20 protein-coding genes are annotated in these 12,700 nt (G+C 67.3%); 19 read left to right on the top strand and 1 reads right to left on the bottom strand.

The window, feature by feature from the left end:
* Positions 1-4 precede the first annotated feature (4 nt).
* The 7 genes from Q0C38_RS01815 to Q0C38_RS01785 all read left to right on the top strand — a co-directional run bounded on the left by Q0C38_RS01815 (position 5) and on the right by Q0C38_RS01785 (position 3,495).
* A complete protein-coding gene (locus tag Q0C38_RS01815; protein WP_291295344.1) occupies positions 5-517 on the top strand; it encodes a host-nuclease inhibitor Gam family protein in 513 nt (170 codons plus the stop codon).
* A 115-nt stretch (positions 518-632) separates the two neighbouring features.
* The gene (locus tag Q0C38_RS01810) at positions 633-1,193 is read left to right on the top strand and encodes a hypothetical protein (protein WP_291295343.1); all 561 of its coding nucleotides are present in this window, start codon (positions 633-635) and stop codon (positions 1,191-1,193) included.
* Positions 1,190-1,726: a hypothetical protein gene (locus Q0C38_RS01805; RefSeq protein ID WP_291295342.1), complete on the top strand. Its 537-nt coding sequence runs from the start codon at positions 1,190-1,192 to the stop codon at positions 1,724-1,726. Before Q0C38_RS01810 ends, Q0C38_RS01805 begins: the two co-directional genes overlap by 4 nt.
* Positions 1,726-2,283 (top strand): DnaA N-terminal domain-containing protein, encoded by a 558-nt coding sequence (locus Q0C38_RS01800; protein WP_291295341.1) that lies wholly within the window; start codon positions 1,726-1,728, stop codon positions 2,281-2,283. Before Q0C38_RS01805 ends, Q0C38_RS01800 begins: the two co-directional genes overlap by 1 nt.
* Positions 2,280-2,714 carry a regulatory protein GemA gene (locus Q0C38_RS01795; RefSeq protein ID WP_291295340.1) on the top strand — a complete coding sequence of 145 codons (435 nt, stop codon included), beginning with the start codon at positions 2,280-2,282 and terminating at the stop codon, positions 2,712-2,714. The genes Q0C38_RS01800 and Q0C38_RS01795 overlap by 4 nt, the downstream gene beginning before the upstream one ends.
* A complete protein-coding gene (locus Q0C38_RS01790) occupies positions 2,714-3,118 on the top strand; it encodes a hypothetical protein (RefSeq protein ID WP_291295339.1) in 405 nt (134 codons plus the stop codon). The genes Q0C38_RS01795 and Q0C38_RS01790 overlap by 1 nt, the downstream gene beginning before the upstream one ends.
* Positions 3,115-3,495, top strand: a complete 381-nt coding sequence (locus Q0C38_RS01785; RefSeq protein ID WP_291295338.1) for a hypothetical protein — start codon at positions 3,115-3,117, stop codon at positions 3,493-3,495. The genes Q0C38_RS01790 and Q0C38_RS01785 overlap by 4 nt, the downstream gene beginning before the upstream one ends.
* Before the next feature lie 396 nt (positions 3,496-3,891).
* Here Q0C38_RS01785 and Q0C38_RS01780 read toward each other — a convergent pair whose 3' ends face one another.
* Positions 3,892-4,203: a hypothetical protein gene (locus Q0C38_RS01780; protein ID WP_291295337.1), complete on the bottom strand. Its 312-nt coding sequence runs from the start codon at positions 4,201-4,203 to the stop codon at positions 3,892-3,894.
* Positions 4,204-4,376: 173 nt separating this feature from the next.
* Here Q0C38_RS01780 and Q0C38_RS01775 point away from each other — a divergent pair, with 173 nt between their 5' ends.
* The 12 genes from Q0C38_RS01775 to Q0C38_RS01720 all read left to right on the top strand — a co-directional run bounded on the left by Q0C38_RS01775 (position 4,377) and on the right by Q0C38_RS01720 (position 12,487).
* Positions 4,377-4,589 carry a hypothetical protein gene (locus Q0C38_RS01775; protein WP_291295336.1) on the top strand — a complete coding sequence of 71 codons (213 nt, stop codon included), beginning with the start codon at positions 4,377-4,379 and terminating at the stop codon, positions 4,587-4,589.
* Positions 4,590-4,616: 27 nt separating this feature from the next.
* Positions 4,617-4,922, top strand: a complete 306-nt coding sequence (locus tag Q0C38_RS01770; RefSeq protein WP_291295335.1) for a hypothetical protein — start codon at positions 4,617-4,619, stop codon at positions 4,920-4,922.
* Positions 4,922-5,287: a DUF2730 family protein gene (locus Q0C38_RS01765; RefSeq protein WP_291295334.1), complete on the top strand. Its 366-nt coding sequence runs from the start codon at positions 4,922-4,924 to the stop codon at positions 5,285-5,287. Before Q0C38_RS01770 ends, Q0C38_RS01765 begins: the two co-directional genes overlap by 1 nt.
* Positions 5,284-5,583, top strand: a complete 300-nt coding sequence (locus Q0C38_RS01760) for an ArsR family transcriptional regulator (protein ID WP_291295333.1) — start codon at positions 5,284-5,286, stop codon at positions 5,581-5,583. Before Q0C38_RS01765 ends, Q0C38_RS01760 begins: the two co-directional genes overlap by 4 nt.
* Before the next feature lie 4 nt (positions 5,584-5,587).
* Positions 5,588-6,121, top strand: a complete 534-nt coding sequence (locus tag Q0C38_RS01755) for a phage protein Gp27 family protein (RefSeq protein ID WP_291295332.1) — start codon at positions 5,588-5,590, stop codon at positions 6,119-6,121.
* Positions 6,122-6,168: 47 nt separating this feature from the next.
* Complete coding sequence (locus Q0C38_RS01750) at positions 6,169-6,318, top strand: hypothetical protein (RefSeq protein WP_291295331.1); 150 nt, start codon at positions 6,169-6,171, stop codon at positions 6,316-6,318.
* Entirely contained in the window at positions 6,311-6,496 is a 186-nt protein-coding gene (locus Q0C38_RS01745; protein ID WP_291295330.1) for a hypothetical protein, read from the top strand. The genes Q0C38_RS01750 and Q0C38_RS01745 overlap by 8 nt, the downstream gene beginning before the upstream one ends.
* Entirely contained in the window at positions 6,493-6,894 is a 402-nt protein-coding gene (locus Q0C38_RS01740) for a hypothetical protein (RefSeq protein WP_291295329.1), read from the top strand. Before Q0C38_RS01745 ends, Q0C38_RS01740 begins: the two co-directional genes overlap by 4 nt.
* Positions 6,895-6,897: 3 nt before the next feature.
* Positions 6,898-8,397: a hypothetical protein gene (locus Q0C38_RS01735; protein ID WP_291295328.1), complete on the top strand. Its 1,500-nt coding sequence runs from the start codon at positions 6,898-6,900 to the stop codon at positions 8,395-8,397.
* 2 nt (positions 8,398-8,399) lie between these two features.
* Positions 8,400-9,929, top strand: a complete 1,530-nt coding sequence (locus Q0C38_RS01730; protein WP_291295327.1) for a DUF935 domain-containing protein — start codon at positions 8,400-8,402, stop codon at positions 9,927-9,929.
* A 3-nt stretch (positions 9,930-9,932) separates the two neighbouring features.
* Positions 9,933-11,324 (top strand): phage minor head protein, encoded by a 1,392-nt coding sequence (locus Q0C38_RS01725; protein ID WP_291295326.1) that lies wholly within the window; start codon positions 9,933-9,935, stop codon positions 11,322-11,324.
* A 329-nt stretch (positions 11,325-11,653) separates the two neighbouring features.
* On the top strand, positions 11,654-12,487 hold the full coding sequence (locus Q0C38_RS01720) for a hypothetical protein (protein ID WP_291295325.1): 834 nt from the start codon (positions 11,654-11,656) through the stop codon (positions 12,485-12,487).
* The last annotated feature ends 213 nt before the right edge of the window (positions 12,488-12,700 follow it).

The following is a 12,700-nucleotide window of genomic DNA, read 5'->3' as shown; positions in this document are numbered from 1 at the left end:
GCGCATGAAGTCTCGCGCGGTCGACGTGCCGGTGCCGCGCGACGCGAATGAGGCCAACGAGTGGCTCAAGCAGATCGGCGATCTCGTGCGATCGGCCGAGCTGGTGCAGGCCGCGCTGGATGAGCAGGTCGCCGCTCTGAAGGCGAAGGCTGAAGCCGAGGCCGCACCGATCGATGCGGCGATCGCGGCGATGACGAAGGGCCTGCAGGTGTGGGCCGAGGCGAACCGCGAGGCGTTGTGCGCGGGCGGCCGGAAGACTGTCGCCATGTCGGCTGGCGAGATCGGCTGGCGCCTGCGGCCACCGAGCGTGCGCATCGCAAGCATCGGCGCGGTGATGGAGACGCTGAAGTCCCTCGGCCTCGCGCGCTTCATCCGCACGAAGGAGGAGATCGACAAGCAGGCCCTCCTCGCCGAGCCGGAAGTCGCCGCGAAGGTGCCCGGCGTCACTGTCGGCAGCGTCGGCGAGGACTTCTTCGTCCAGCCGGTCGCCCTGCCGCTGTCAGGCGGTGGCGCGTGATGTCGTTCAGGGCATGGCAGCGCCGGCGTCGGCTTCGGCAGATCCGCCGCATGCTGCTGACGTTGCCGCTCGAGCTTCGCGTCGTCGCGCTGGCGATCGTGCGAGCGACGCCGAAATGATCAGCAGGGCGATCCTGCGCCGCGAGATCAGGCGGGAGGTTGCGCGGTTGCTCGCCGCACAGCCGATGCCCGCTGTCGCGGCCCGCCCTGTCAAAGAGATCGCGGGGCCTGCTGCGCCGATCGTGCCGTTGAAGGCACAGTATCGGCCACCGGCACCGCGCACCAAGCACACCGGGGCATTTCCGGGTGGCGCAGAGGGGTCACGCTCCGGCGTCGACGCCTCGCCGCGGGACGTCGCAGCATACCAAGGGAACCTGTCCGAGCCGGCGGCCGCCAGTCCGCCGAGCAGGATCAACGCTGGCCCCGGCACCTCGCAGACCACCGCGCAGGTGAGCATTCCGGCCAAGGCTCCCAATCCCGCACCTCCTCTTCCAGTTCCACCGGCGATGCCGGGTGGACGCGCCGATCAGGCGACGATCCGACGCTGGGGTCTGGATCACGGCGTGCGCATCAACGCGATGGGTCCGCTGACCGATCATGACATCCGGCTGGTGAACAACCGTCGCAGGATGCTCGACCTCACGCAGTTCATCCTCGTGCCGGACGGCCAGGCATGACCGCGTTCGCCACCGTCCCGCTGCGCATCCGCCCGAGCCTCGGCGAGATCGAGCGCGTGATCGTTGAGCTTGAGGAAGGCGCAGCGGCGTCGCGCGAGCTCGACGCACGTGTATTCGCGGCTCTGGGCTGGCGTGTCACGCGGCAGGGCTGCGAGCTGCGCCAGGCCTGGACCGCACTCAGCCCTCTGTCCCGCACGCCGCTGCCGCTGCCGCGCGCGTCGAAGAGGATCGACTGCGCGCGCCAGGTGGTGCCGCACGGATGGGATTGGTCTGCCGGCCAGCGCGGCGGGAACGCGCAAGCCTGGTGCCATAACCGGCGCCGCGAAGGCGACCCTGCGCTGCTGTGGTTCGAGGCGCTGGCGAGCACCCCTGCGCTCGCGCTGCTCCGCTGCTCGCTTCACGCCCACCGCGCCGAATGGATCGCGGCAATGACGCCGATCGAGCCGCAGCTCCAGTGCGCATGCGGCTGGCAAGGCCCGGCCTCGGCACTGCGCGCGGGCTCGCGCTGCCCCGACTGCGAGAGGCACATCTGATGGCGCGCCAGATCCCCCTGTTCGGCGCTTCAGGGCAGCTGAAGGGGCCGCTTAAGGCCGGCTTCGATCGTCTATGGGCTGCCTATCCGCCGCGCCGCCCGAACCCCCGTGCTCACGCCGAGGCCGCGTTCCGCCTCGTGTGTCGCGAGCACGATCCGGCGCGGATCGCCGAGGCCGGCGAGGCCTTCGCCGCCGAGATCCGCACGATGAAGATCGACCCGATGTACGTGCCGCACCTCGCCACGTGGCTGCGGCAGAGTCGGTTCCTCGATTACGCTCCGTTCACCACTGTGACGGCATCTGACGCGTCAATTTCAGAGTTAGATCAGGTGAACCATCCATGGTGGCCAGCCTTCCAGGCACGGGGCATCAGCGCCGCAGAGTTCCGGAGCTGGATCGCGCCGCTGAGCGTCGTCTCCCTCACCGAAGGCCGCAGCGCGCTTCTGGTGGCTGGAACCCGCTTCCGGGCAGACTGGGTGCGGCAGCACTACCGCGGCCCTCTCGCGCGCGCCTTGGGCGTCCAGACCGTCGACGTGGTCGACCAGGTGCAGCCGTGAGCATTCCCGCCCGCCTCGCGGGCGCGATCCACGCCTGCCGCAAGCGCGTCGCTGGGCTCGATGATGACGTCGCCTGGCGCGGCTTCCTGGAGGCAACGACGGGCAAGGCGAGCCTGCGCGCGATGGACGGCCGCGAGCTCGGCCGCGTGCTCGATGCCCTGCACAAGCGCGGCGCACCGCGCACGCCAGGAAAGGGTGCCGGGCAGCGCAGCCTGCCGTCAGATCCGCTCTCGAAGAAGATCCGCGCGCTGTGGCTCGCGCTTGCCGATGCCGGCGCGATCGAGAACCCATCCGAGCAGTCGCTGGACGCGTTCGTAAAGCGGCAGACCGGCATCGACAGCCTTCGCTGGGCTGATGGGCCTGCGAAGGTGCGGGTCGTCGAGGCGCTCAAGGGCTGGGCGCGGCGCGTCGGCGCCGTCGTGTTCGACTGATGCGCCCACCCGAACGCCTCTGGCTCCCCGCGCTGCTGCGCGACGTCGCCGACGCGTTTGGCGAGGATGTCGCACTGACGCTGGCGCGCGGCTGGGGCGGGCAGTATGTCCGGCTCCCCTCGGAGGCGGATCCCGATCATCCGATCGCGCGCCAGCTCGGCGTGAAGGTGCTGCGGTTCCTGATCGAGCGGCACGACAAGCTGGAGCGGATCGTCGTCCCGAAGGGCCCACGCGACGACGCCCGCCTTCGGCGTCGCATGGTCGCCGAGATGACGGCCGCGGGGCGGACGGTGAATGAGATCGCGGCCGCGACGGGGCTCCACGTGCGAACAGTGCATGCGGTGAAGGCGAAGCTGCGCGATGATCGCCAGCGCGAATTGTTCAACGACAGGAGAGCAGGATGAGGATCGCAGCGACCATTGTAGCCGGGCTACTGCTGGCGGGGTGCGCGAGCACCGTTGACGATATCCGAACGCTCGAGCCGGCAGATGAAGTCCGGTTGGCAGCGCCCTATGACGTCGTGGCGACGTGCCTCGCTGACGTTCAGATGCGTCGTATGCAGGTTGTGAAACTAGATCGACCACGGGAGCAGCGTGCGACCATCACGATGTTTTTCGAGACTAGCATTAGCCGCCAGCCAATAGCCGAGACGGAGGTGACTGCTTCTGAGCCCGAGAATTCGATCGCGCGCCTAAGGATCCCGGGCAGCATCTGGGGCAAGCCGAAAGCGCCAGTGCAGTTCTTTCGCGAGGATCTCGCCGCCTGCGGCTACACGGCGTGACCTGGCTGCTAACCATCTGGCTGTGCACTCACCCCGGTCCGTCCGGGTTCTGCTCTGTCGCGGAGCAGCGGGCCTTCGCCACGCGGGCTGAGTGCCTTCGGGCTCGATCTGCAGCGCGCCGACATGACCCGCAAGCCATAGCATCTTGCGCCCTGCGGCGCGGGTCCGAGCGGCCAAGTTAGCCGATCCAGCCAGTCCTCGAGCTCCTGCGATCGGTGTAGCGACTCGACCAGGCCAATCGGTATCGTGTGCCGAGTGCAACATCCCAGCCGCAGGAGCTGATTATGCCGAAAGGCAAGAACGAAACGACATCCCCCCGCGTTGCCACCCTGGCGTCGAAGCAGTTGTCGAGCAGCTCGACGTCAAAGGCAGCGAAGTCCGTCGCTGCCTCGGCGCTCACTCAGGCGTCGAACAAGCCGAAGGGCAAGGGAAAGTAGTCACGGCGCCCCCGTTCAACTCGAGCGGGGCAATTCGGCGGATGCAGCGCGTCGGGATATGGATGATTCCCGACGCCTGCATATCCTGCTCGTCGCCGAGATCAGCGACATTCGGCGCCAGAGCCTTGGTGTCCGTCCCATCATGCAGCAGGAAGCCTACTGACAGGCACACGCAGGCATCGTTCGGGCTGTAATCGGTCACCCGCAGCCACCCGGAGAGCGGCTGCCGGCTGTCTTCCCATTCGATCAGGACGAGCGGCGGGTGTTCCATGACAGCGATCCTACCATAGGACGCTGTTCCATAGCTGCGGTGTCGTTGCTTTCCACACCAGAACCGGACGCAGCCACAACGGGCTGACTCGCTTCAGCCTAATCGGTCCGTCGGTCCGTCGTCATGGTGCCTCCCATACCGCTGATGCGCAAGCACCCACGCAGGAGGTCTCCATGAACACCACCAAGCCCGTCTCGGGTGATGATCTGCCGTCCGGCGGCGACGCCTCGATCGGCACCGGCGCCGAGCAGCGTCCCGCGGGCACGCCGGCGCCCGGCGCCAAGCCCTACATCCCAGGTCCACAGGTCACCGGCGACGCGCCGCTCGACGGCACGCCCAACTCGCCGACAAGCCCGGCGAACACTACGCCTCCCGACGCGGGCTGACCCGTGCCGGCGACAGACAGCGCTGCCATGACGGCGGAAGCCGCGTGGCAGCGCGCGGCTTCTGACTTCAATGACGCGCGCGCCGCCCGAGCTGGCGCTCTCGATGCGCTTGCGATGGCCGTGCAGCAGCTGAAGGCAGCTGACCTCGTCTCCGATGTCGCGGGCCAGGAGGGGGCGGTGCTGGCCGGGGGCATCGTTCTCGTCAGTCTGCATCACAGCGTCGGCAAGGCTTGGAACAGGGTGCAGGAGGCACATCGCGAGATGCTTGTGGCCGCAGCGCGCATGGATGAACTCGCGACCGATGCCGGCAAGCCGCTCACGGTGCGCCGGTGATGTTCGAGATCCTCCAGAAGTTCCAGGGCCTCTTCGCCTTGGCCGTTAGCCTCTTCATCGCCGTCGCTGGCTGGGCCTTCCGTACGCAGGTGCAGAAGATGCTTGAGGGGCGCGCGAGCGTGCAGCAGGTCAGCGCGGTTGCTGACCAGGTTCGGCACGTGGACCAGCGCGTAGTGGCAATAGAAGCCCGCCTGGACACGCTGCCCACGGCCGATCAGATCACATCGATCAGCCTGTCGATCGAGGCCCTGCGCGGCGACGTTAAGGTGGCCAACGCTCAGCTTGTCGGCACGCGCGATCTGCTGACGTCGCACATGCGCAAGGTCGAGCTGATCGACGAGTACATGAAGCGGAGCGGGTCGTGAGCAGCTACACCGAAGCCGTCGCCGCCGATCGTCGCCTGTCGCTGCTGATCCTGATCGAGGGAGCGCCAGGTGCGACGGCCAACGAGGCACTGCTTCAGAGCGCGCTCGACGGCTTTGGCCACATGGCATCGTCCGACCAGGTGCGCGTTGACCTCGCCTGGCTCGCCGAGCAGGGGCTTGTGACGACGCGAGACACGGCAGGCCTCGTGGTCGCGACGCTGACGGAGCGCGGCGGCGATGTGGCCCTCGGACGAGCCACCGTGCCGGGCGTGAAGCGCCGCAGGCCGGGAACCTGACCTGATGCCCCGGAGCCGCAGCACAGTCGCGAAGCTCGACCCCCGCATTCGCGAGGCGGTCGACGCGGCGATCAGGGAAGGCCGTGCGACGATCGACGAGCTCGTCGCGCTGATCGCGGCTCACGGCGGTACGGCAAGCCGTAGTGCGGTGGGCCGATATCGCAAGGACTTCGAGGACAGCCTGGCGCGTTACCGCGAGGCGCAGGAGGTCGCGGGCCGCTGGGTGTCGCAGTTCCAAGCGGATCCTGATGGCGACGTCGGCAGGCTGCTGGCCGAGATGCTGAAGACGCTCGCTTTCACCAGCATGGCCGACAAGACATCCGCCGATCCGAAGGACATCCACTACCTCGCCCGCGCGGTGAAGGATCTCGTCGGCGTCGACCAGGTGAAGGCGCAGATCGAGGCGCGGCTGCGCGCTGAGACGAAGCAGCGTGCTGATGCGGCGGTTGAGGCAGTCGAAGCCCTGGGGCGCGAGAAGGGCCTCTCGGCCGACACGGTCGACACGATCAAGGCGCGCATCTTCGGGGTCGCGGCGTGAGTGGCGATCAGGTCGGCGGCTTGAGCGTGTTGGTCTCTCGAGAAGGCGTGAAGGTGCTGATCACGCCACAGGCCGGACAGCCGGTTTCGGCTCTGATGTCTGCAGACCAGGCTCTCGACATGGCACAGGCGCTGGTCGCGGCCGCGCAAACGGCACGGCGCCTGAGCCACGGTCCGGACGTCGTCGGTCATGGATGAAGCGGCGGTCCAGGCTTCCGGGAGCGATGCCGCGCAGTTCAGCCAGGTCCTCGGCACCTGGATGCGCCAGTCGATCGACGGCGTTCGCCAGCGCCGGCTCTCAGACTTCCTCGCCTTCTACGACATGCGTGACCTGCATCGGCATGTCATCACCACCGAAAAGGATCTGTGCGCGTGAACCAGAACGACCGACTTCGGAAGGCCGCGGAGTGGGCTGACTTCCTGGAGCTGCCGGCGGACTTGGAACTCGGAGAGGGCAGTCAGCCTCGTGTGGCCATCGCCCAGCTGCTGCGCGACTTCGCGACTGACCCTGGCGTATCGCACGAACCACCGCAGATCACCGGCTACCGCTCCTTCGCTGCGGAGGAGGTCGCGCTGATCAACGAGATCAAGGCGCACGCCGAGGCGACGCGCGAGCTCGTTGAGCGTGTGAAGAACTTCTGCGTGCCGCTTGAGGAGGGCAGCTCGGCTGTCCTCCTGTCACCTGACCCTCGCTGGTTGGCGGAGGCGCGCACCGATCTTCAGAAGGGCTTCATGTGCCTTGTGCGCTCGATCGCGAAGCCGGAGACGTTCTGACCCGTGTTGCAGCAGGGCGCGCTTCCGCCCGTCTTCCTCCGCTACCAGCAGGAGCTGATGGCGGCGGTGTCGGCGCATGCCGTCACCGTCGTCGAGAAGAGCCGGCGCACAGGCTACTCGTGGGCTGCGGGTGCCATCGCAGCGCTGACTGCCGGTGCGACGCGATCTGCAGGCGGCCAGGATGTGCTCTACATGGGCTACAACCTGGAGATGGCCCGCGAGTTCATCGACTACGTCGCGGACTGGGCGCGCCAGCTGTCGCCGGCCGCTGTCGAAGTCGCTGAGTTCCTGTTCACCGATCCTGAGAGCCCTGAGCGCGAGATCAAGGCGTTCCGGATCGAGTTCGCCTCCGGCCACAAGGTGGTGGCGCTGCCGTCCGTGCCGCGGGCGTTGCGCGGCATGCAGGGCCTGGTGATCATCGACGAGGCGGCGTTCCATGACGATCTCGACGAGCTGCTCAAGGCGGCGTTCGCGCTGCTGATCTGGGGCGGCCGCGTCCTCATCATCTCGACGCACGATGGTGACGCGAACCCGTTCAACGTGCTCGTCAACGATATCCGCGCGGGCCGCAAGCCGTACCACCTTCTCCGCTGCACCTTCGACGACGCGTTGGCCGACGGCCTGTACCAGCGCATCTGCATGGTGAAGGGCGAGAGCTGGACGGCGGAGGGCGAGCAGGCGTGGCGAGATAGCATCATCGCCTTCTACGGCTCCGCCGCTGACGAGGAGCTGTTCTGCATTCCTTCGTCTGGCAGCGGCACCTGGCTCTCGGCAGCGCTCATCGAGGCGCGCTCGGCCTCCGACATCCCGGTGCTGCGCTGGGAGTGCGCGAAGGACTTCGTGCTGCTGCCCGAGACGCAGCGGCGGATCGAGGTGCTGGCCTGGTGCATCGCGCGTCTGCTGCCTGAGCTAGAGAAGCTCGACGCGGGCACGCCCCATTGCTTGGGCTGGGACTTCGGCCGCTACCACGACCTCTCGGTGCTCTGGCCCCTCGCGATCGAGACGAACCTGAAGCGACGCACGCCCTTCGTGATCGAGCTGCGCAACGTGCCCTCTGAGGAGCAGGAGTGGATCCTCAGGTACGTGATTGAGCGTCTGCCGCGCTTCCGCAGCGGGAAGATGGATGCCGGCGGCCAGGGGTTCACCACGGCCGAGAACACCATGAAGACGTTCGGCCCCGCCCGCATCGAGATGGTGACCTTCTCCGAGGCTTGGTACCGCGAGCACATGCCGCCGCTGAAGGCAGCGTTCGAGGACGATCTGGTCGTGGTGCCGCGGGATCGTGAGATCGTCGACGATCTTCGCCTGGTCCGCCTCGTGCGCGGCATCGCGCGTGTCCCTGACCTTCGGACTGGCGCCAAGGGCAAGACGCGGCACGGTGACAGCGCGATTGCCTTGGCGCTGGCCTACGCGGCATCGCGAAGCGACGTCGTGCCGATGGAGCATCAGACGACAGGCAAGCAGCGCATGGCCAGTGGGCTGCAGGACTTCATCGGAGGCTGACGATGGCGCGCCTTCCCACCGAACTGCGGAACGAGATCGCGACGATCGCGACAGATCCAAACCGCATGCTGTTCGGCAATCGCATCGCCCATGAGGACGCGACACTCACCAGCCGTGGTGCGGGCAAGGGGCTCTGGCTCTACGACGAGCTGGAGCGTGATGACCAGGTCGCGACCGTGCTGCAGAAGCGGCGCCTCGCGCTGATCGGGCGTCGCTGGGAAGTCGAGCCTGGTGCGGATGATGATGCCCGAGCCGCGGCCGCGGCCGAGCTGGTCTCGCGTGCCTTCGGCAACCGTGGCCTCGAGCGCCTGGTGCATGACCTGCTTGACGCTGTGATGAAGGGCGTCTCGATCGTCGAGGTGATCTGGGCAGCAACGTCGCAGGGCATCCTGCCGGCGGCGCTGAAGCACCGAGACCCGCGCCGCTTCACCTTCGTCGCTGAGGTCGACGCCGCAGGCGTGCTCCAGCCCTCACTGCGCATGCTGACGCGCAGCTCGCCGCTCGATGGCATCAGGCTGCCAGCACGGAAGATGATCGTTCACCGCTTCGGCGGACGCTACGATAACCCCTGGGGCCTCGGCCTCGGCCACAGCCTGTTCTGGCCGGTGTTCTTCAAGCGGCAGGGCGTCGCTTTCTGGCTCGGTGGGCTGGAGAAGTTCGGCCAGCCCACCGCTCTCGGCAAGTATCCCTCCGGCACGCCTGAGAGCGAACAACAGAAGCTCCTCGAGGCGCTGCAGGCGATCGCCACCGATGCGGGCGTGACCGTGCCCGAAGGCATGGTGATCGAGCTGATCGAGGCGAAGCGCAGCGGCTCCTTCGACAGCTACGAGAAGCTCGCCCGCTATATGGACGAGGCCATCAGCAAGGTCGTGCTCGGCGAGACGCTGACCACGAGCAACGGCACCGGTGGATCCCGAGCGCTCGGCGATGTGCAGAACGAGGTTCGGCTTGAGATCACGAAGGCCGACGCGGACCTGTTGTCGCAGACGCTGAATGACAGCCTGGTGCGCTGGATCGTCGACGTGAACATGCCAGGCGCGCCGATGCCGCGCCTGTGGTGGGACGTGTCGGAGCCGAAGGACCTGGCTGCGCAGGCAGAGCGCGACACCAAGGTCTATGCGCTCGGGTTCAGGCCAACGCTCGACTATGTGACCGAGACCTATGGTGAGGGCTGGGAGCCGCGGGTTGAAGCCGCGCCGCCGGCGCCTGGCCAGGACAATGACCTGGCGCGCCTCTTCGCCGAGGCGGGCCGTGCTGCCCGCCAGCGATCGACGCTGCCGGCCGAAGGGGCCGATCGCGATACCGCTGACGATCTGACCGACCAGCTCGGCACGATGCTCAGCACCGGGTCGGATCCTCTGATGGCTGCGATCGACGCGCTCGTCGCGCGGGCCACCACGCTGCAGGACGTCGCTGATGGCCTGGTCGCGCTCGTGCCGGAGATCTCCGACGATCGCCTGGCGCAGCTGATGGCACAGGCCCTGCTCGTGGCTGGCCTATCCGGTCGATCCGATATCGCTGACCAGGTGTGATGCATGGCGATCGCTCCACAGCCAGGCGCGGTACCGTTCGATGAGGCGATCAGGTTCTTCCGCGACAAGCTGAACATCGGCACCGATGGCTGGCGTGACCTCTCGGCCGAGGCCTACACGACATCCTTCGCCGTCGCCGGCGTGCGGAATATGGAGGCGCTGCAGGCAATCCGCTCGGCGATCGACGGCGCGATCACCAACGGCACGACGCTTGACGATTTCCGCCGCGAGCTGCGCGACATCATGGCGCGCACTGGCCTGGAGCTGCGCGGCAAGTTCGGTTGGAGGTCGCGCGTGATCTTCGAGACGAACCTCCGCACGGCCTATGCGGCGGGCAAGTGGGCGCAGATCGAACGGCTGAAGAGCGCGCGGCCCTACGTCCGCTATGTCGCAGTGCTCGACAACCGCACGCGGCCGCAGCATCGCGCCTGGCACGGCACGGTGCTGCCGGTCGATCACCCCTTCTGGGATACGCACTTCCCACCGAACGGCTGGGGCTGCCGCTGCACGGTGCAGAGCCTCTCGCAGCGTGACCTCACGCGGTTCGGCTTCACCATCACCGATCCCGCTCCACCGAGCGGGACGGCGCCGCGGTCGATCCGCGGCCGCGACGGCAACAGGATCGTAGAGCTGCCGCCTGGGATCGATGAGGGCTGGGCACACAACGTCGGCAAGGCCGAACGAGCAGCGCGTGGTGGTGGGCCACTGCCGGGCTGGTCAGCGCCGCTCACACCTCAGGACATCACGCCGCCGGCGGGCCTGGCTGCAACCTCGCTGGCAGATGCGGCAGCCATCGGCTCCAGGGCGCGCGATGCAGCGCGGCGCCTGCACGACGCGCTGCTGCAGGTCGATGCAGATCTCGGCGCGGCCTCTGCCGCCAGGTGGGGCGCTGATGTTCGTGCGGCCGCTGCGGCTGACTTCATGTTGTGGGCGGCCGCCACGCTCCAGCGCGGCCAGGCGCGCGGCGAGCTTCGGGTGCTGGCCGCGCTGAAGCAGCCCGAGATCGCTGCGGTCACAGCCGCCGGGCGGCCGCCGGCGACGGCAGCGATCTGGATCCGGGACGAGGAGCTGATCCACCTCGTGAGGTCGACCAAGGCCGAGCGTGGCCAGGCCATCTCGCAGGCGATGGTCCTCCGGCTGCCGGATCTGATCGACCAGCCCGACGCGGTTCTGCTCGACCTGGAGGGAGGCGAGCTGCTGTTCGTGTTCACTCCCGGCCGCCCGGAGGATGCGCGGCTCGGGAAGATCGTGGTCCGCAGCGGCCTGACGCGCCGCCGGCAGGAGCGGGGCACTCGGCGCCTCGTCGACGGCTCAGGTGTGGTGACGGCCGGCCTGGTCGAGCTGCGCGTCCTGACGGACACGAACCGGTATCGGGTGATCTCCGGGTCTCTGTGAGTGCGGTGGCCGGGGTAGTGCGGTCCCCGCTACCTCTCGGACAGTCCCTTGCGGGAGCGCCCGACGCCTACCGTCTCGGCGTTGCCGGCCACCTGCGAACGATACTCGATGCTGCCCCATCATGCACGCTCGCAGGCGGCGAGGCCGTAGGAAGCCCATACAGTGGCCTGTGGCGGTTTCTGGCCCCGAGCTACCACCCAGGGCCTAGACCCCCTTCAGCGGCTTTCAGACCGGGTATTAGCGTCGATGTTTTTCGTCACCGTCGGCTGCACCCACGGGTGGCCTGGCCTCGCCGGGGTGCTAGGCTGCGCAAAACTGGAGAAAGTGCCATGGCTGACGAGCTTCCTGACCTCTTTCACTTCGACAACACACGTCCAAACTTTGAAGCGTTCGCGCGAGAGAACGGGTTCCGCTATTGGCTTGCGTCTGACTTGGCACAAGCTCTGGGGCTACCTGGTGCTCACAGCCTGAAGAAAGCAATTGAACGTGCTTCGCAGGCGCTGCTTCGTCTCGATGTGCCTGTCGTCGAGAACTTCGACACAGTGATCGGCGAGGACGGAACGAAGGATTGGCGGCTGTCTCGCTTCGCTTGCTACCTCACTGTGATGAATGCGGATCCGAGCAAGAAGGCGGTAGCGCAAGCGCAAACGTGGTTCGCGGTGCTCGCAGAAGCTTGGCGCCTCGCAGCGGTTGAAGCAGACAGCGTCGAACGGCTCGCGATCCGAGGCGAGGTTAGCGAGCGCGAGCGCGCACTCTCGCACACGGCGCATCAACATGGCGTAGAGAGCTACCAGCTCTTTCAGAACGCCGGATATCGGGGCCTCTACAACATGAACATCAGCGAGCTTCGCAAGCGGCGAACGCTGCCCGAGGGACGGTCGCTGTTGGACTTTATGGGCAAGACGGAGCTCGCCGCGAACCTGTTTCGCATCACGCAAACTGACGAGAAGATCAGGCAGGAAGGCATCAAGGGACAACGACCACTCGAGCGCGCGGCTGAAGGTGTAGGCCGCCGTGTTCGGCAGGCAATCCTCGACATCAGCAGCACTAGGCCGGAGGACCTGCCAATCACCTATGACATCAAGGACGTGCAGAAGGAGCTGAAGCAGGTCCGTCGTGACCTGACGAAGCTCGACAAACCAAAGAAGCCGCCTCGCAAGTAGCGTTCGAACTGAGCGACTTAGCGAGGAACGCAGGCATCTGCGAGCACACGTAGCAGGCTGAAAGACGTCAGCCTGAGTTGCCCGCGGGAGCACCCCTACGGTGCCCCCGATGACGACGAACCGCAACACCGATCCCACCACGGCACCCATCGAGGTGTTCCGGTCAGGCCGGCACACCGATGCTGCCGGCCGCACCGTGGCGTTCACCGATGC

The organism is Elioraea sp. (genome assembly GCF_022842375.1).
GTDB lineage: Bacteria > Pseudomonadota > Alphaproteobacteria > Acetobacterales > Acetobacteraceae > Elioraea_A.
The sequence above is the reverse complement of the archived record's forward strand: the minus strand, read 5'-3'. Positions and strand labels throughout refer to the sequence as shown.

What these genes read in the sequence shown, in the direction of transcription:
- Q0C38_RS01815 (WP_291295344.1), top strand. Translation starts at nt 5, where the DNA reads ATGAAGTCTCGCGCGGTCGACGTGCCGGTGCCGCGCGACGCGAATGAG.
- Q0C38_RS01810 (WP_291295343.1), top strand. Translation starts at nt 633, where the DNA reads ATGATCAGCAGGGCGATCCTGCGCCGCGAGATCAGGCGGGAGGTTGCG.
- Q0C38_RS01805 (WP_291295342.1), top strand. Translation starts at nt 1,190, where the DNA reads ATGACCGCGTTCGCCACCGTCCCGCTGCGCATCCGCCCGAGCCTCGGC.
- Q0C38_RS01800 (WP_291295341.1), top strand. Translation starts at nt 1,726, where the DNA reads ATGGCGCGCCAGATCCCCCTGTTCGGCGCTTCAGGGCAGCTGAAGGGG.
- Q0C38_RS01790 (WP_291295339.1), top strand. Translation starts at nt 2,714, where the DNA reads ATGCGCCCACCCGAACGCCTCTGGCTCCCCGCGCTGCTGCGCGACGTC.
- Q0C38_RS01785 (WP_291295338.1), top strand. Translation starts at nt 3,115, where the DNA reads ATGAGGATCGCAGCGACCATTGTAGCCGGGCTACTGCTGGCGGGGTGC.
- Q0C38_RS01780 (WP_291295337.1), bottom strand. Translation starts at nt 4,203, where the DNA reads ATGGAACACCCGCCGCTCGTCCTGATCGAATGGGAAGACAGCCGGCAG.
- Q0C38_RS01775 (WP_291295336.1), top strand. Translation starts at nt 4,377, where the DNA reads ATGAACACCACCAAGCCCGTCTCGGGTGATGATCTGCCGTCCGGCGGC.
- Q0C38_RS01770 (WP_291295335.1), top strand. Translation starts at nt 4,617, where the DNA reads ATGACGGCGGAAGCCGCGTGGCAGCGCGCGGCTTCTGACTTCAATGAC.
- Q0C38_RS01765 (WP_291295334.1), top strand. Translation starts at nt 4,922, where the DNA reads ATGTTCGAGATCCTCCAGAAGTTCCAGGGCCTCTTCGCCTTGGCCGTT.
- Q0C38_RS01755 (WP_291295332.1), top strand. Translation starts at nt 5,588, where the DNA reads ATGCCCCGGAGCCGCAGCACAGTCGCGAAGCTCGACCCCCGCATTCGC.
- Q0C38_RS01745 (WP_291295330.1), top strand. Translation starts at nt 6,311, where the DNA reads ATGGATGAAGCGGCGGTCCAGGCTTCCGGGAGCGATGCCGCGCAGTTC.
- Q0C38_RS01730 (WP_291295327.1), top strand. Translation starts at nt 8,400, where the DNA reads ATGGCGCGCCTTCCCACCGAACTGCGGAACGAGATCGCGACGATCGCG.
- Q0C38_RS01725 (WP_291295326.1), top strand. Translation starts at nt 9,933, where the DNA reads ATGGCGATCGCTCCACAGCCAGGCGCGGTACCGTTCGATGAGGCGATC.
- Q0C38_RS01720 (WP_291295325.1), top strand. Translation starts at nt 11,654, where the DNA reads ATGGCTGACGAGCTTCCTGACCTCTTTCACTTCGACAACACACGTCCA.